The following is a 17,464-nucleotide window of genomic DNA, read 5'->3' on the forward strand; positions in this document are numbered from 1 at the left end:
CTCAGGCCAATCCGGCCTCGACCAACAACGCCTCCAATCCCATCAAGTCCGGCACCCTGGCCACATGCTCCCCCACCTGCACCGCCGCCAACTCCAGCGGGCACAACGGCACGTCCACATAACTCAACTGGCTATCGAGCTTGTACGAACGCGGAATCCCCTGGATCACCAACGCAATAAACTTCAACGTCGGCCGTCCTCCGAGGGTGTTCAACACCACAATCCGCGCGCGCTCTCCCACCACGCCCGACTCGCCACACGCGGCCTCAAAGCTGATCAACGGTAACTGCCGATCCCGCCAGGTAACCTGCCGCAAATACCACGGCGGCGCATCACTGGCCGGTTCGCCGCGCTGGAAGTCGATCAGCTCGGCCACGGCGACGTTGGGCAACAACAGCTGACGGTCGGCCAATGGCAGCAGCAAGCCGGTGAGTTGAGTTGCGCGGTGATCAAGCACGGGACTTGCTCCAGTAAGCGATGCTTTCCAGCAGCACCGACTCTTGATAAGGCTTGCCGAGGTAGTCGTTGACGCCAATCGCCATCGCACGATCACGGTGTTTTTGCCCGGTGCGGGAGGTGATCATGATGATGGGCATGCGCATCAGCCGCGGGTCGTCGCGCACCTGGATGGCCACTTCGAAGCCGTCCATGCGCGGCATTTCGATGTCGAGCAGCATCAGGTCCGGGGTGTGCTCTTCCAGCACGGCCATGGCGTCGATGCCGTCCTTGGCGGTGAGCACGTTCATGCCGTTGCGCTCCAGCAGGCGGCTGGTGACTTTGCGCACGGTGACCGAGTCGTCCACCACCAGCACCAGCAGCGGGCGCTTTTTCAGCGGGTCGTTGAGGATCAACGGAGCGTCCGCCGCCTGGGCCGGCAACGCCGGTGGCCGGGCGCGGATATGCGCCATCAGGTCGATGATCAGCACCACGCGGCCATCGCCAAGGATGGTTGCGCCAGACACGCCCTTCACCCCGGCAAACTGCGGCCCCAGGCCCTTGACTACGATCTCCCGGGTGCCGGCCATGGCGTCCACTTGCACCGCCACGCGCCGTTCGTTGCATTGCACCAGCAGCACCGGCAGCGGCTGGTACTGGCCCAGCAGGTTCGGCCGGCCGACGGTGTGCAGCAGGTCGCCGAGGTAGAACAGTTCGTAGCGTTGGCCGGCGTATTCGTAGCGCGGCGGGTCCTGCTGATAGTGCCCTTCCAGCTCATGGGGCATGACCCGCACCAGCCCTTCGATGGTGTTCAGCGGGATCGCGTATTGATCGTCGGCACACTGCACCATCATCGCCCGGTTGACCGACACGGTGAACGGCAGGCGAATGCGAAAGTGCACGCCCTCTCCCGGCGTCGAGTCGATGACCATCGAGCCGCCCAGCTGGCGCACTTCTTCATGCACCACGTCCATGCCCACGCCACGCCCGGAAATCTGGGTGATTTTTTCGGCAGTGGAAAACCCCGGTTGCAGGATGAACTGCAACACGTCGCGGTCGCTGATTTCCAGGTTGGGGTCGAGCAAGCCACGCTTGATCGCCTTGCGCCGCACGGCTTCAAGCGGCACGCCGGCGCCGTCGTCGCGCATGTCGAAAACGATGTCGCCGCCTTCGTGGGTCAGGTCCAGGGTGATGCGGCCTTTCTCGGGTTTACCGGCCAGCAATCGTGCATCGCGGGATTCCAGGCCGTGGTCGACGGCGTTGCGCAGCATGTGTTCCAGCGGCGCGACCATGCGCTCCAGCACGTTGCGGTCCATCTCGCCTTCGGCATTGCCGACGATAAATTCCACGTCCTTGCCCAGCTCGCCCGCCACCTGCCGCACGATGCGTTTAAGCCGTGGCAGCATGCGTTCGAAGGGCACCATGCGCGTGCGCATCAGGCCTTCCTGCAACTCGGTGTTGATGCGCGCCTGTTGCTGCAACAGGTTGTGGGCGTCCTGGTTGCGGCGGTCGAGGGTTTCCTTGAGGTCGAGCAGGTCGGAAGCCGATTCGAACAGGGCCCGGGACAGTTGTTGCAACTGGGAATGGCGGTCCATTTCCAGCGGGTCGAATTCTTCGTAGCCCAGGCGTTCGGCCTCGGCCTGCTGGCGGCTGAGGATGCGGCCCTGGGTCTCGGTGTCGAGGCGGCGCAGTTGATCGCGCATACGCTCGATGGTGGTTTCCACCTCGTTGAGGGCGATGCTCGCATCGTTGACCTGCTGCTCGATACGCCCACGGAAGATCGAAGTTTCACCCGCCAGGTTGACCAGGTCATCCAGCAAGTCGGCAGAGATCTTCACCATGTCGGCGGCCGGATCGCTGGCCGGCACCGCCTCGGTTTTGGTTGCCGTCAACGCCAGCGGTGCGTCCGTCACTTCAGCCGGACGCACCAGGCCCTTGATGCGCTCGATCAGCAGGTCCACCGAGCCCACCGGCATGCCCGCCGCCACCGCATCGATCATCTGCGCCAGGCGGTCGTGGCAGCCTTGCAGCAAGGCGAACAGCTCCGCCGAGGGCGCCAGCAAACCTGCCGACAAGCCCTCATAGAGAAACTCCAGCTCATGGGCCAGGTCGCCAATCGGGCCGATCTCGACCATGCGAGCGCCGCCCTTGAGGGTGTGCAGGTCGCGCAGCAGTGTCTCGACTTCCTGGCGATTTTTCGGCTCGGCCTGCCAGCGCAACAGCGCGGCGCCGGAGCTGTCGAGGATGTCGGCGGCCTCTTCGAGAAAGATATCCAGCAGCTCGGGATCACTGCCCGGCGTCTCGACTTCGGCGGCCGCTGCGGGCGCCGCTTGTCCGGTGCCTTGGCGCAACTCACGCAAGTGGCTGATCAGGTCGGAGGAGTCGCTCAACGGTTGCTGGTGTTGCAGTTGCTCAAGCAACAGCGCCAGCCGCTCATGACTGGCCATCAACACATTGGCCAGCTCGCTGGAATAGCTGTAGCGCCGGTCCACCAAACCTTCGTAAAGGTTTTCCAGCTCAAGGGCCAGGTCGCCCACCGCGCCGATTTCAGCCATGCGCGCGCCACCCTTGAGGGTGTGCAAATCCCGCTGCAACGATGACAGCGGCGCTGCGTTATCCGGGTCCAGCAGCCAGCGTTTCAAGGACTGGCCGGCGCTGTCGAGGATGTCCACCGCTTCCTCAAGGAAGATCTCGACGATCTCGTCATCCACCGCAAAACCCTGATCGAGCTTCGCCGTAGCGGCGCCCAGCTCGGAGATGCTCAGCGCGCGGCTGCCATCGGTCTTGATCAAGCCGGTGGCGGACGGGTCGAGGCCTTCATCCAGCAGCTCGCGCAGGGCGCGTACCCGGGCCGGCGCCGCGCTGATTTCCTGGCCGGCGGCCAGTTGGTCGAGCATGTTGATCAGGGCTTCGTGGGCCTGTTCGGCCTCGTGGAAGAAGCGCTCGCTGACCGCCAGGCTGCTTTCTTCCACTGCGCCGTAGAGGTCGAGCAAGGCTTCGCACAATTCGTCCATCGGGTGCAGGTCGGCGAGGTGCGCGCCTTCGCCGAGGGTGGTCAGTTCGTCCAGCAGCGCGCTCAGTTCCTGGCGTTCGCCGGGGTGCTGTTGCCAGCGGCGCAGCAGGCTTTCGGCGTCCAGCAGGATGTCCATGCCCTGGGCCAGGAAGTTGGCGATCAACTGCGGGTCGCGCTTGATCCGCAGGCCGGTGTTGGGCGCATTCAGCAAGGCTTCAAGCTGGCTGTTCAGCAGGTTTTGCGTGCGCTCGATCAGCCCTGCTGCACCATTGATGGCCGCGTGAGGGTCACTGTCCAGCTGGCGCACGCCGCGCTGGAACAACGCTTCGGCCTCCAGCAGCAATTCGATTTCATCCAGGTCCAGCGGCAGGCGGTGGGCCTTGTATTCGCGGGTCAGGTGATCCAGCGGGCGCGCCAGTTCGGCGATGGGCAACACACCGGCCATATAGGCGCTGCCTTTGAGGGTGTGCAGTGCGCGTTGCAGTTCATCACTGACTTGCAGCGGCAGGTGCTCGGTGGCCTGTTGCAGGAAGCGGTTGAGGCTGTCGAGGTGGCTCTGGGCTTCGTTGCGGAAGATTTCCAGCAACTGCGGGTCCAGGGCGGCCGGGTCTGTGGCCGACGGTTCGACACGGCTGGCCAGGGCGTGCGCCCGCGCCGCCAGTTCGTCTACGTCATCGCGCTGGCGCTGGGCATCGTTGGCAAAATCGGTGATCAGTTCCGGCAGCAATTCCAACACGTCATCCAGCACTGCTTGCACATCCGGGCCCGGCGCGACGCTGCGCTCCAGCACGCGGTTGAGCAGGTTTTCCACGGCCCAGGCCAGCTCTGCCAACACCAGGGCGCGCACCATGCGGCCACTGCCTTTCAAGGTGTGGAAGGCGCGGCGCATTTCGCTCAGGGTGGCCTTGTCTTCCAGGCTGGCGGTGCCGGCAGGCACATAGCGATGCAGCACGTCGAGAACTTCGGCGGTTTCTTCGAGGAATACTTCCCGCAGTTCATCATCGATGGCCTCTTCACCGGCGGGCGGCGGCAGCAGGCTGCCGGGACGCTGGAGTGCCGGCGGGTTGAGGCGCGAGGTGGGGCTGGCCAACGCATCGGCGAGGAACGGGGTTTGCTCCGTGGGCGTGTCACCCTGCTCAAGCAGTGCCTGGCGCCAGGGTTTTTCGGCCGGCAAATAGCCCAGCGCGGCCAGGCCTTCAGCGGCGACTTCCAGCACCCGTTCGCCCGGGGCGTCGTGGTCCTGAAGCATGCGTTCCAGGTAGTACTCGAGGCTGGTGAGCACATCGGCAAAATGCTCAAGCTGCGCCTCGGAAGGCGCGGCATCGCCGACCATCAGTTGCTCGTTGACGTAGTCATTGCAGCCACGCATCAGGCTCGCCGCACGGGGCAGCGGAATCATCGCCAGCGCGCCGCGCACCTGGGTCAGCAACTCGGGCAGCGACTCCAGGCGCTGGCGGTCCCAATGGGCCTCGATGCAGTCGATCACCAGCTCTTTGGCCTGTGTCAGGCACTGGCAGGATTCGCGGATGACGAGGTGGTGGATCTGCGTCAGGTCGGTGGTAGGCAGGCGGCTTTCTTCGCGGCGCTCCGGCTCGACAGTGCCGACCATCCCGGCCAGCGTGGCCTCGACGTAGAGCAACGCACCGGCAACGTCCATCAATACCGCATCGTTGGGTTCGCGCTGCCCCTGGGCCAGGCCGAGTACCACCGCCAGTTGGTCGATGATCACTTTGCGCGGCTGGCCGAAGCCCAATACGGCGAGGGTATCGGCGATCTGCCGCAGCGGCGCCAGCAACGCCTCAAGGTCCGAGGCGTGCTGACGGTCGCTGCGTACGAACAGGTCCAGGCGTTCCTTGACCCTCACCAGCTCCTCGCACAACGCGCCGAGCACCGAGCCCATCGCGTCGCGGTCCGGGCCGGCCAGGCGGGCGCGTTCGGCGTCCACCACGGCGCTGTCGGGCAAAGCTTCATCGAGGCCATATCGTTCTTTCAAACTTTGCATCCGTGGAGTCGGTCGGGTGACTTTGGCGACGTAGAACAACAGGCTCTTGAGCAGCTCATCCGGGGCCGGGGTGTTGACGCCGTTGATGCCCTGGATCAGCAGGCGCTTGAGTTGCTTGTCGCAGGCCTTGAGCAAACTGCGCAACGCCGGGCTGTTGGCAACCACGCCAATGAGCATGCCTTCCACCAGCGCCGAGGTGACCTGCCACAACGGTAACAGCGGCGCACCATGGCACAGGGCTTCGAGGCGGGCGAAGACCCGCGCCATGTCTTCCAGGTTGCTGGGGCCGTGGTCTTCGCGCAGCAAACCGACCAGCGCCTGTTGCAGCATCTGCCGCCACTGGCGCAGCAGTTCGGGGAAATCCTCTGGCGTGCGCTGGGCCAGGGCGTCTTCGGGCAGCGGCGGGATCACCAGCAGTTGCGGGCTGAACAGGCTGGTTTCCGAGAGCAGGCTTTCGCCGCGCACGCTGCGCAGGTCGTTGAGCAGCGGCAGCACCACCAGGGGCAGGTCGCGCCGGGCGCTGTGTACGCGGTCGAGGTACAGCGGCAGTTGGCCAAGGCCCTGTTGCAGCAGGCGAATGCCTTCGTCGCGCTGGCTGACGCGCGCGCCTTGCAGGGCGAGGGCCAGTTGTTCCATTTCTTCAGCGAACAGGGCCGCGCCGTAGAACTCGACCATCAACAGGCTGCCATGCACCTGATGGATGCATTCCAGGCACTGGCCGATGGCCTCGCTGCTGCTTTCTTCAACATAGGCGTCCAGCGCCGAGCGGGCCTGTTTCAGGGTTTCGGCAATTTCGCCCTTGACCCATTCGAGGGCCACGTAGTCGTGCCGATCAACCATAACCGCTCCCGTCTGAATTCATGAGTTGCTGGTAGTGCTGGGTCATGCGTACACCGATCTCAAAACAAAGGAGATCAACTGTGGGAGCGGGCTTGCTCGCGAATGCGGTGGGTCAGACAAAGCGTCGGCGACTGACACACCGCATTCGCGAGCAAGCCCGCTCCCACATTTGCTTTTCGGTGTTTTCGAGGGCGCATTTCACTCATCCACCCGCTTCGCCGCCGGCAAGGTGAACCCCGACACCGACCGCCGCAACTGACTGGCCATTTTTGCCAGGTTGCCGATGCTCTCGGCAGTGGCCGTAGAGCCCGACGAAGTCTGAGTGGTGATCTGCTGGATCACGTTCATCGTCAGGGAAATCTGCCCCGCCGACGACGTCTGCTGCTGCGCCGCGTTGGAGATACTCTGGATCAGCGCCGCCAGGGTTTTCGACACGCCTTCGATCTCTTCCAGCGCAACCCCGGCGTCCTGGGCCAGCCGCGCACCGCGCACCACTTCGGTGGTGGTCTGCTCCATGGAAATCACGGCTTCGTTGGTATCCGTCTGGATCGCTCGCACCAGGGTTTCGATCTGCCGGGTCGCCGCCGAAGAACGCTCGGCAAGGCGCTGTACCTCATCGGCCACCACCGCAAAACCACGCCCGGCATCACCGGCCATGCTCGCCTGGATCGCGGCGTTGAGCGCGAGGATGTTGGTCTGCTCGGCGATGTCATCGATCAGGCTGACGATGTCGCCAATTTCCTGGGACGATTCCCCCAGGCGCTTGATGCGCTTGGCGGTGTCCTGGATCTGTTCGCGAATGTTGTCCATGCCGTGGATGGTGTTGTGCACCACCTCGTTGCCCTTGTTGGCAATCTCTACCGAACGCTCGGCCACTGCCGAAGATTCGGCGGCGTTGGCCGACACCTGGTCGATGGACTGGGCCATCTGGTTGATCGCCGTGGACGCTTCGGCAATCTGCTGTGCCTGATGCTCCGACGCTTGGGCCAGGTGCATGGCGGTGGCCTGGGTGTCCTGCACCGCACCAGCCACCTGGCCGGCAGTGAGGTTGATGGTGGCCACCAGGTCGCGCAGTTGGTCCACGGAATAGTTGATGGAGTCGGCAATGGTGCCGGTGAAGTCTTCGGTGACCGAGGCGGTGACGGTCAGGTCGCCGTCGGCCAAGTCTTCAATCTCATCCAGCAGGCGCATGATCGCGTTCTGGTTGCGCTCGTTCTTCTCGGCGGTTTCCCGCAACTGGCGGTTGGTCTCGCGGACCATCACCAGGCCGATCAGGATGATCGAGGCCAGCGCCAGCAAGCCCAGCACGTAGCCGCCGATGGTGTCGAAAGTGCGCCCGTCCGCCAGGTTTTCAAAGCCGGTGGCCAGGTGCGAGGCTTCGTCCAGCAGGGTTTGCGACAGGTTGAAGATATTGCTCGCCGAGGCGCGCACCTGGAACAGCTGCGGCGAGGTCTCGAGGATTTCGTCCACGGAACCGGAGACGAATTCGAACAGCTCGGAAATCTCCGCCAACCGGGCGCGGGCGTCGTGGTCTTCAACCTGGGTGATGCGCAGCCCGGGATTGCCGTTGAGCATGCCACTGAGCACCACGCCAAAACGGTTGGCATCGCGGCCGAAGGCATCGGCGGCCTGCACGGCAGTCTCGTCCCCCGCCAGCACGGTGTTCACCGCCCCCAGGATGCGTTCGGCCAGCAATGACTGGCGCTGGGCCAACGCTACCTGGCTGGCCGGTGCGCCGCGTTGCAGCAGGATATCGACAACCTTTTCCGACTCCATCTGCAACTGCGGAACGGTTTCCGCCAGGGTCGCGGCCACTTGATGCAACGACAGCACCGTTTGCTCGCTGGCCAGAATCGCATCGGCGTTTTTCAGCAGCGCTTCCCAGTCGGTCTGCACGGCGCGCATTTCTGCACGCACGGCGGTGGGTGCAGCGGGCAGGCCGGTGGCCGGGTCGCCTTTTTTCAGGTAACCCCAGCGCTGGGCAAAATCGTTGCGCGCATCCCCCAGCAGCTTGAACGCCGCCGCCTTGCCGGCGGCAGCCTCGGTGGCGTTCTTGGCGATGCGCTGGGACAGCACCCGCAGCTCACCGGCGTGGCCGATGTACTGTTTGTCGTAGGTGGACTGGGTGTTGAGGTACGCGAAGTTGGCGAACAGCAGCATGATGAACACGATCAGCGCGATAAACAGCACGATGATCTGCGAGCGGCTGCGGGAGGCTTCCTGGGGTTTGACCGGGGTGACGGTACTCATGCGGCGACATCCATGAAACCTGGAGCCTGGGCCAGGGCGAAGGGGCTGAAGACCTGCCACAGCTGGTCGCCGTTGAACTGGCCCTGGATAAACGGCGCGCCGCCTGCGGTGCTCGTCGACAACGCGTCTTGTGCGAAATGCTGCATGCCCACCACCTCGTCCACCAACAGGCCGACAAACACGTCCTGATACTCCACCACCAGCACCCGCCGTTGTTTGCGCGCCACTGACAGCTCAAGGCCAAGGAAACCGCCCAGGTCCATCACCGGCAGCAAGCGCCCGCGCAGGTTGGCCACGCCCTTGATCCACGGCTTGACCCCGGGCATCAAGGTACAGCGCGGTTCGTGCAGCACTTCCGCCACCTCGCCCATGGGCGCCACGTACCAGTGTTCGCCCAGGCGAAACCCGATCCCGCTCCAGCTGAGCAGCCGGGTTTCCTGGGACGGCAGGTCGGCAGCCAGCAAGCGGCAGCGGCGGTCGATGTCCAGCAGCAGCTCGAAGGCGGTTTGCGACTCGGTCATGGGAACGTGCCGTCAGCCGGCCAGCACCTTGTTCAGGGTGGCGATCAGGGTTTCTTCGTCTACCGGCTTGGTCAGGTAATCCTTGGCGCCCTGGCGCTCGCCCCAGATCTTGTCGGTTTCCTGATCCTTGGTGGTGATGATGATCACCGGGATGTGGCTGGTCTCGGCATCTTTGGTCAACTGACGGGTGGCCTGGAAGCCATTGAGGCCCGGCATCACGATATCCATCAGCACCGCATCCGGCTTTTCCTGACGGGCCAGCGCAACGCCATCGCCGCCGTTCTGGGCCTTGAGGACGGTGTGACCGTGCTTTTCGAGCATTTCGGTCAGTTTGTACATTTCAGTCGGCGAATCGTCGACGATCAGAACACGTGCCATGGTTTTCCCCACTTATCTAGTAGACGCAAGCCCTCGTGGGGCCCCCGTCAGTGTGCTTGTTCTACTGCGGCGAAGCCCGGTACATAGGCCTTGATCGCGCTCAGCAGTTCTTCCTTGCTGAAAGGCTTGGTCAAAAACTGATCAGAGCCGACGATGCGCCCCTTGGCCTTGTCGAACAGACCATCCTTGGAGGACAGCATGATTACCGGGATCGACTTGAACGCCGGGTTGTTCTTCACCAGCGCGCAGGTCTGATAGCCATCCAGGCGCGGCATCATGATGTCGACAAAGATAATGTGTGGATGATGGTCAACAATCTTGGCCAGGGCATCGAAACCGTCGATGGCCGTGATGACGTCGCACCCTACGTTCTTCAACAGTGTTTCGGCCGTGCGGCGAATCGTTTTCGAATCGTCGATCACCATCACTTTCAAGGCGTTGGAATGCTGTTCCATATCTGCTCTACCATCGCCACAGCGAATAGGTTTTCGGTGTGTACTGCCTGATGTTGCACAGGACGAGCGCCAAAAGCCTCGGAATTCAAGGGCTGATGTGCCATGGCAGCCTTTTTAGCACAGTCTCAGAACGCAATCTATCGGCCGACCCGCGTGGTGGTTTTTCCTTGACCCACAACAGCCGCAGCGCCACTCTGACGCCACTTTTATGCGCCCTTATTTGCTAGAGGAAATCCCCCATGAGCGTTCGCGTCGGCATTGTCATGGACCCTATCGCCAGCATTTCCTATAAAAAGGACAGCTCGCTGGCCATGCTGCTGGCCGCCCAGGCCCGCGGCTGGAGCCTGTTCTATATGGAGCAGCCGGACCTTTACCAGGGCGACGGTGAAGCGCGGGCGCGGATGCGCCCCCTGCAGGTGTTTGCCAACCCCGAGAAGTGGTTCGAGCTGCAAGACGAAATCGACAGCCCCCTGAGCGACCTCGACGTGATCCTGATGCGCAAGGATCCGCCGTTCGACATGGAGTTCGTCTACTCCACCTACCTGCTGGAGCAGGCCGAGCGCGCGGGCGTGCTGATCGTCAACAAGCCCCAGAGCCTGCGCGACTGCAATGAAAAGCTGTTCGCCACGCTGTTCCCGCAGTGCACGCCGCCGACCGTGGTCAGCCGCCGCGCCGATGTGCTGCGTGAATTCGCCGCCAAGCACGGCGATGTGATCCTCAAGCCGCTGGACGGCATGGGCGGTACCTCGATCTTCCGCCACCGCGCCGGCGACCCGAACCTGTCGGTGATCCTGGAGACCCTGACTGCGCTGGGCACCCAGCAGATCATGGGCCAGGCCTACATTCCGGCGATCAAGGACGGCGACAAGCGCATCCTGATGATCGACGGCGAGCCGGTGCCTTACTGCCTGGCGCGCATTCCGGCCGCCGGCGAGACCCGCGGCAACCTGGCCGCCGGTGGCCGGGGTGAAGCCCGCCCGCTGACGGACAAGGATCGCTGGATTGCAGCCCAAGTCGGCCCGAGCCTGCGCGAAAAAGGCCTGCTGTTCGTAGGCCTGGACGTAATCGGCGAGAACCTCACCGAAATCAACGTCACCAGCCCGACCTGTATTCGCGAGATCGACAACGCATTTGGCACGAACATCGGCGAAATGCTGATGGCTGCGATTGCCGCCAAGCTACAAGCCAAGTGACATAGAACAGCCGGACACAAACCAACATTGCGTTATCATGCGCCACCTGTGAAACGCGCGATGTTGGTTTTCTTGTCATGACGCTCCCGTCCGATCTGCCCCCCGAACTCTCCCACAGCGGCGTGCGCCCGGCTGATCGGCTCGGATTTACCCTGTTTCTGGCGGCGTTGATTCACCTGGCGCTGATCCTCGGCCTGGGCTTCACCTTTGCCGAACCCAAGCAGATCACCAAGACCCTGGAAATCACCCTCGCCACGTTCAAAAGCGAAAAAAAGCCCGAAAAAGCCGACTTTCTCGCCCAGGACAACCAGCAAGGCAGCGGCACCCTCGACAAGAAGGCCGTGCCCAAGACCACTGAAGTCGCGCCATTCCAGGACAACAAGGTCAATAAGGTCACGCCACCGCCGGCGCCCAAGCCGGAGGTGAAACAGGCCGCCCCCAAGGCGGCGGTCACCACCGTGGCGCCCAAGCCGCAAAAAGCCCCGACCCAGCGCGAAAAGGCCAAGACCGAACCCACGCCTGCCCCGCCGGCCCCGACTTTTGACAGCTCGCAACTCTCCAGTGAGATCTCCAGCCTGGAAGCCGAACTGGCCCACGAACAACAGCTGTACGCCAAGCGCCCGCGGATCTACCGCCTCAACGCCGCCTCCACCATGCGCGACAAAGGCGCCTGGTATAAGGATGAGTGGCGCAAGAAGGTCGAGCGCATCGGCAACCTGAACTACCCGGACGAAGCCCGTCGCCAGCAGATCTACGGCAATTTGCGACTGCTGGTGTCGATCAACCGCGACGGCACCTTGTACGAGGTGCAGGTGCTGGAGTCCTCCGGCCAACCGCTGCTGGACCAGGCAGCGCAACGCATCGTGCGCCTGGCGGCGCCTTTTGCGCCGTTTACCGGGGACCTGAACGACATCGACCGCCTGGAAATCATTCGCACCTGGCGCTTTGCCAAGGGTGATCGGCTGTCGAGCAATTGATGCTGGCGGTGATTTCCTGCGCATCCTCAGCTTGTCAGTTCGCCCCTCCAACGCCACACTAGCGGACATGAAAAATGTCAGCCCGACCTACCTCAAGCACCAATTCCTGATCGCCATGCCCCATATGGCCGACCCGAACTTTGCGCAGACCTTGACCTACATCGTCGAGCACACCGCCAATGGTGCGATGGGGTTGGTGGTCAACCGCCCGCAAGACCTGAACCTGGCCGATATCCTCGAGCAACTGCGCCCGGACATCGACCCACCCGCCAGCTGCCAGCACGTACCGATCTACATCGGCGGGCCGGTGCAGACGGACCGGGGTTTTGTGCTGCACCCCACCGGGCCGAAATTCCAGGCGACCGTGGACCTTGAAGGGTTGTCCCTGTCCACGTCCCAGGACGTCCTGTTCGCGATTGCCGACGGCGTGGGGCCTGATCAAAGTGTGATCACCCTCGGCTACGCCGGCTGGGAAGCCGGGCAACTGGAGGCGGAGCTGGCGAGCAATGCCTGGCTGACCTGCCCGTTCGATGCCGACATCCTGTTCAACACCCCCAGCGAACTGCGCCTGGAAGCGGCCGCCGCCAAGCTGCGGATCAACCTCAGCCTGCTGACCAGCCAGGCGGGGCACGCCTGATGGCCTTGCGTCTGATCCTCGGTTTCGACTACGGCACCAAACAGATCGGCGTCGCCGTCGGCCAGGTGATTACCGGCCAGGCCCGCGAGCTGTGCACCCTGAAGGCCCAGAACGGCGTGCCGGACTGGAACCAGGTCGAAGCCCTGATCAAGGAGTGGAAGCCCGACGCCGTGGTGGTCGGCCTGCCGCTGAACATGGACGGCACCCCGAGCGAGATGTGCCTGCGGGCCGAAAAGTTCGCCCGCCGCCTGAACGGCCGCTACAACCTGCCCTTCTATACCCACGACGAACGCCTGACCACGTTCGAAGCCAAGGGCGAGCGCCGTGACCGTGGCGGGCAGAAAGGCAGTTACCGCGACAACCCGGTGGATGCCATCGCCGCGGCCCTGCTGTTGCAGGGCTGGCTGGATGAAAACACCGCTTTATTTGAATCCTGACTGACGCGGCTTGCCGCGTCTTCTTACGTTTGAGCCCGGACCTTGCCTGCGCGAGGCCTAGAAGGAGCACCCATGAGCCTGCCCAATCCCGCCGACCTGATCAGCCAGATGGCGATCCGCCTCAAGGCGCACCTGGAACACCGTGCCATCAGCGAACCGCGCTTTATCGGCATCCGCACCGGTGGCGTGTGGGTGGCCCAGGCGCTGCTGGAAGAACTGGGCAGCGACTCGCCCCTGGGCACCCTGGACGTGTCTTTCTATCGTGACGACTTCAGCCAGAACGGCCTGCACCCGCAAGTGCGCCCCTCGGCCCTGCCCTTCGAGATCGAAGGCCAGCACCTGGTGCTGATCGATGACGTGCTGATGAGCGGTCGCACCATACGTGCCGCGATGAACGAACTGTTCGACTACGGCCGCCCGGCCAGCGTGACCCTGGTCTGCCTGCTGGACCTGGACGCCGGCGAATTGCCGATCAGCCCGGACGTGGTCGGCGCCACCCTGTCCCTGGAAGCCCACCAGCGGGTAAAATTGTCCGGTCCCACGCCGCTCGAACTCGAACTGCAAGACCTTGCCCTTTAAACCGCCTTGTAAAGAGTCCCCGCGATGACGCCTCTAGATGCCAAGCGCCCGCTGCAGCTCAATGCTCAGGGCCAGCTGCAACACTTCCTGTCCCTCGACGGCTTGCCCCGCGAACTGCTCACCGAAATCCTCGACACGGCCGACTCGTTTCTCGAAGTCGGCGGCCGGGCGGTGAAGAAAGTCCCGTTGCTGCGCGGCAAGACCATCTGCAACGTGTTCTTCGAGAACTCGACCCGCACCCGCACCACCTTTGAACTGGCGGCCCAACGCCTGTCGGCTGACGTGATCACGCTGAACGTGTCCACCTCGTCGGCGAGCAAGGGCGAAACCCTGCTCGACACCCTGCGCAACCTGGAAGCCATGGCCGCCGACATGTTCGTGGTGCGCCACGGCGATTCCGGTGCTGCGCACTTCATCGCCGAGCACGTGTGCCCGAATGTGGCGATCATCAACGGCGGCGACGGCCGTCACGCCCACCCGACCCAGGGCATGCTCGACATGCTGACCATCCGGCGGCACAAGGGCAGCTTTGAAAACCTCTCGGTGGCCATTGTCGGCGACATCCTGCACTCGCGGGTTGCGCGCTCGAACATGCTGGCCCTGAAAACCCTGGGTTGCCCGGACATCCGCGTGATCGCCCCCAAGACCCTGCTGCCGATCGGTATCGAGCAGTACGGCGTGAAGGTCTACACCGACATGGCCGAAGGCCTGAAGGATGTGGACGTGGTGATCATGCTGCGCTTGCAGCGCGAGCGTATGGCGGGCGGCCTGCTGCCGAGCGAAGGCGAGTTCTATCGCCTGTTCGGCCTGACCACCGCACGCCTGGCCGGCGCCAAGCCGGACGCCATCGTGATGCACCCGGGGCCAATCAACCGTGGCGTGGAGATTGAGTCGGCGGTGGCCGATGGCGCGCAGTCGGTGATTCTCAACCAGGTCACGTACGGCATCGCCATCCGCATGGCGGTGTTGTCCATGGCCATGAGCGGGCAAACCGCGCAACGTCAATTCGAGCAGGAGAACGCCCAGTGAAGCTCAGCATTCTCGGCGCCCGAGTCATCGATCCGGCCAGCGGCCTGGATCAAGTCACCGATCTGCACCTGGAAGCCGGCAAGATCATTGCCATCGGCGCCGCACCCGCAGGCTTCAGCGCCAGCGAAACTATCGACGCCAAAGGCCTGATCGCCGCGCCTGGCCTGGTTGACCTGAACGTCGCCCTGCGTGAGCCGGGCTACAGCCGCAAGGGCAACATTACCAGCGAAACCCGCGCCGCCGCTGCCGGTGGCGTGACCAGCCTGTGCTGCCCGCCCCACACCAAACCGGTGCTGGACACCTCGGCGGTGACCGAACTGATCCTCGACCGCGCCCGCGAAGCCGGCAACTGCAAAGTGTTCCCCATCGGCGCCCTGAGCAAAGGCCTGGACGGCGAACAACTGGCCGAGCTGATCGCCCTGCGCGACGCAGGCTGCGTGGCCTTCGGCAACGGCCTGGAGAGCTTTCGCAGCACCCGCACCCTGTGCCGTGCGCTGGAATATGCGGCGACTTTCGACCTGACCGTGATTTTCCACTCCCAGGACCGTGACCTGGCCGAAGGCGGCCTGGCCCACGAAGGCGCCACCGCGAGCTTCCTCGGCCTGCCGGGCATCCCGGAAACCGCCGAGACCGTGGCCCTGGCCCGCGACCTGCTGCTGGTGGAACAAAGCGGCGTACGCGCGCACTTCAGCCAGCTGACCAGCGCTCGCGGCGTGGCCCTGATCGCTCAGGCCCAAGCCCGCGGATTGCCGGTGACGGCGGATGTGGCGCTGTATCAGCTGATTCTGACGGATGAGGCGCTGATCGACTTCTCCAGCCTGTATCACGTGCAGCCGCCACTGCGTACCCGCGCTGACCGTGACGGTTTGCGGGCGGCGGTGAAGTCCGGGGTGGTTTCGGCGATTTCCAGCCATCACCAACCCCACGAGCGGGATGCCAAGCTGGCGCCGTTCGGCGCGACGGAGCCAGGCATCAGCAGCGTCGAGCTGTTGCTGCCGCTGGCAATGACGTTGGTGGAAGATGGTTTGCTGGACCTGCCGACCCTGCTGGCGCGTCTCAGTGCGGGCCCTGCCGAGGCGCTGCGCCTGCCGGCGGGCAAGCTGGCGGTGGGCTCGGCGGCGGACCTGGTGCTGTTTGATCCGGCCAGCTCCACGATTGCCGGGGAACACTGGCTGTCCAAGGGTGAAAACTGCCCATTCATCGGCCATAGCCTGCCGGCGACTGTGCGGTACACGCTGGTGGATGGGCGGATCAGCTACCAGGCTTAAATCCAATCCGGAGTGGGCACAGTAAATGTGGGAGCGGGCTTGCTCGCGAAAGCGGTGGGTCAGTCAATAGAGATGTCGACTGACACATCGCATTCGCAAGCAAGCCCGCTCCCACATTTGGATCTTCACAAATCTTATCGGCCGCCGTTGCGCTCGGCATTGCGGATCGAAATCTGCGTATTCAGCGTCCAGAAGTCATACAGCACCCCGATCAGGAACAAGCCCCCGGTCAGCAGGTAAATGATCCCGCTGATCCATTTGCCCTGATACATGCGGTGCAAACCGAACACACCCAGGAACGCCAACAGAATCCAGGCCACGTTGTACTCGATCGGCCCGGCGGTAAATCGCAGGTCCGCTTCGCGGTCCATTGCCGGAATCAGGAACAAGTCGATCAACCAGCCAATCCCGAACAAACCGAAGGTGAAAAACCAGATCGTCCCGGTCACCGGCTTGCCGTAATAAAAGCGGTGAGCACCGGTAAAACCGAAAATCCAAAGCAGGTAGCCGATCACCTTGCTGTGGGTGTCTTGTTGCGAAACATCCTGTCGATAGGTGTTCATGGAGTACCTCTTTAGCCTCGATAGATAAATATTTCTGGTTTCTTTGTGACTTTTTTACGGGCGCCCGACATGCGGCAAATGGTATCTTCGCTTCCCTCAAAGCCTTATACCGCCTGACTTGTGTAGGACAATCGCGGCAATTCGTCACGGTTTTCCTGAATTTGACCCCAGGGTTCAGTCGACAAACGGCCTTAGCACGACACAAAAAGCTGTTATAAAGTTGCGCGCAAACCAAAAAGAGCCACGCCTAATGCGACCATTTTTCAAGACATGGCTAACCATTTGCCTATTAATGCCACTGGCCGCCCACGCCACCAATCGTGAGCAACGACTTCCCAACGTTAACGGTTTCACCCCTAAAGTTCACGCCACCACCAGCTCCGCCAAATCGGTAAAGCTGACCGTGAAGCGCCCGACTCAACTGAGCAAGGCCCACGGTAATGCGGCGCCAGGGCTGATGGCCGTCAACACCAAGCAAAGCAGCAACGTCCTCAGCCGTGCCGTCAACGTGCTCGGTACTCCTTATCGTTGGGGCGGCAGCAGCCCAAGTAAAGGGTTCGACTGCAGTGGTTTGGTGAAATATGCGTTTAACGACGTAAAAGCCGTGGATTTGCCGCGCACTTCCAACGCCATGGCCGCCGGCCACGGGCTGAAGGTTGAGCGCAAGGATTTGAAACCGGGTGACCTGCTGTTCTTCAAACTGAAGAGCCGCCAGGTGAACCACGTTGCCATCTACCTGGGCAACGACCGTTTCATCCACGCACCGCGTCGTGGCAAGTCCGTGAGCATCGATACGCTGAAGAAGCCGTTCTGGGACAAGAACTACGTGATTGCCAAGCGTGTCCTGCCTAAAGAGCAGAACAATCTGCGGATTGTGCAGCGCTGAT

15 protein-coding genes are annotated in these 17,464 nt (G+C 63.1%); 8 read left to right on the forward strand and 7 right to left on the reverse strand.

Annotated elements, in window-relative coordinates; translation table 11 throughout:
• Nucleotide 1: 1 nt before the first annotated feature.
• From JV201_RS27515 to pilG, 6 genes are all read right to left on the reverse strand, one after another.
• Nucleotides 2-457, reverse strand: a complete 456-nt coding sequence (locus JV201_RS27515) for a chemotaxis protein CheW (RefSeq protein WP_219406258.1) — start codon at nucleotides 455-457, stop codon at nucleotides 2-4.
• Entirely contained in the window at nucleotides 450-6,290 is a 5,841-nt protein-coding gene (locus JV201_RS27520; RefSeq protein WP_219406259.1) for an Hpt domain-containing protein, read from the reverse strand. Before JV201_RS27520 ends, JV201_RS27515 begins: the two co-directional genes overlap by 8 nt.
• Nucleotides 6,291-6,488: 198 nt before the next feature.
• Nucleotides 6,489-8,540: a methyl-accepting chemotaxis protein gene (locus tag JV201_RS27525; protein WP_008434142.1), complete on the reverse strand. Its 2,052-nt coding sequence runs from the start codon at nucleotides 8,538-8,540 to the stop codon at nucleotides 6,489-6,491.
• Complete coding sequence (locus JV201_RS27530) at nucleotides 8,537-9,061, reverse strand: chemotaxis protein CheW (protein WP_219406260.1); 525 nt, start codon at nucleotides 9,059-9,061, stop codon at nucleotides 8,537-8,539. The genes JV201_RS27525 and JV201_RS27530 overlap by 4 nt, the downstream gene beginning before the upstream one ends.
• Nucleotides 9,062-9,073: 12 nt before the next feature.
• Entirely contained in the window at nucleotides 9,074-9,439 is a 366-nt protein-coding gene (gene pilH / locus JV201_RS27535; RefSeq protein WP_003213734.1) for a twitching motility response regulator PilH, read from the reverse strand.
• A gap of 47 nt (nucleotides 9,440-9,486) precedes the next feature.
• Entirely contained in the window at nucleotides 9,487-9,894 is a 408-nt protein-coding gene (pilG, locus tag JV201_RS27540; RefSeq protein ID WP_003213736.1) for a twitching motility response regulator PilG, read from the reverse strand.
• 239 nt (nucleotides 9,895-10,133) lie between these two features.
• On the opposite strand from pilG, the gene gshB reads away from it, so the two are divergent.
• The 7 genes from gshB (at nucleotide 10,134) to JV201_RS27575 (ending at nucleotide 16,014) form a co-directional block, all read left to right on the forward strand.
• Complete coding sequence (gene gshB, locus JV201_RS27545; protein ID WP_219406261.1) at nucleotides 10,134-11,087, forward strand: glutathione synthase; 954 nt, start codon at nucleotides 10,134-10,136, stop codon at nucleotides 11,085-11,087.
• Nucleotides 11,088-11,164: 77 nt separating this feature from the next.
• The gene (locus JV201_RS27550; RefSeq protein ID WP_003213740.1) at nucleotides 11,165-12,064 is read left to right on the forward strand and encodes an energy transducer TonB; all 900 of its coding nucleotides are present in this window, start codon (nucleotides 11,165-11,167) and stop codon (nucleotides 12,062-12,064) included.
• Nucleotides 12,065-12,131: 67 nt separating this feature from the next.
• The gene (locus JV201_RS27555) at nucleotides 12,132-12,701 is read left to right on the forward strand and encodes a YqgE/AlgH family protein (RefSeq protein ID WP_003213742.1); all 570 of its coding nucleotides are present in this window, start codon (nucleotides 12,132-12,134) and stop codon (nucleotides 12,699-12,701) included.
• Entirely contained in the window at nucleotides 12,701-13,138 is a 438-nt protein-coding gene (gene ruvX / locus JV201_RS27560; protein WP_003213744.1) for a Holliday junction resolvase RuvX, read from the forward strand. The genes JV201_RS27555 and ruvX overlap by 1 nt, the downstream gene beginning before the upstream one ends.
• A gap of 72 nt (nucleotides 13,139-13,210) precedes the next feature.
• Nucleotides 13,211-13,717 (forward strand): bifunctional pyr operon transcriptional regulator/uracil phosphoribosyltransferase PyrR, encoded by a 507-nt coding sequence (pyrR, locus tag JV201_RS27565; protein WP_003213746.1) that lies wholly within the window; start codon nucleotides 13,211-13,213, stop codon nucleotides 13,715-13,717.
• Nucleotides 13,718-13,741: 24 nt separating this feature from the next.
• Nucleotides 13,742-14,746: an aspartate carbamoyltransferase catalytic subunit gene (locus JV201_RS27570; protein WP_003213748.1), complete on the forward strand. Its 1,005-nt coding sequence runs from the start codon at nucleotides 13,742-13,744 to the stop codon at nucleotides 14,744-14,746.
• Entirely contained in the window at nucleotides 14,743-16,014 is a 1,272-nt protein-coding gene (locus tag JV201_RS27575) for a dihydroorotase (protein ID WP_003213750.1), read from the forward strand. The genes JV201_RS27570 and JV201_RS27575 overlap by 4 nt, the downstream gene beginning before the upstream one ends.
• 134 nt (nucleotides 16,015-16,148) lie before the next feature.
• Here JV201_RS27575 and JV201_RS27580 read toward each other — a convergent pair whose 3' ends face one another.
• The gene (locus JV201_RS27580; RefSeq protein ID WP_003213752.1) at nucleotides 16,149-16,577 is read right to left on the reverse strand and encodes a TM2 domain-containing protein; all 429 of its coding nucleotides are present in this window, start codon (nucleotides 16,575-16,577) and stop codon (nucleotides 16,149-16,151) included.
• 250 nt (nucleotides 16,578-16,827) lie between these two features.
• Between JV201_RS27580 and JV201_RS27585 the strand changes: the two genes are divergently transcribed.
• A complete protein-coding gene (locus JV201_RS27585) occupies nucleotides 16,828-17,463 on the forward strand; it encodes a C40 family peptidase (protein WP_023659314.1) in 636 nt (211 codons plus the stop codon).
• The last annotated feature ends 1 nt before the right edge of the window (nucleotide 17,464 follow it).

Source organism: Pseudomonas sp. Colony2 (assembly GCF_019382755.1).
Taxonomy (GTDB): domain Bacteria; phylum Pseudomonadota; class Gammaproteobacteria; order Pseudomonadales; family Pseudomonadaceae; genus Aquipseudomonas.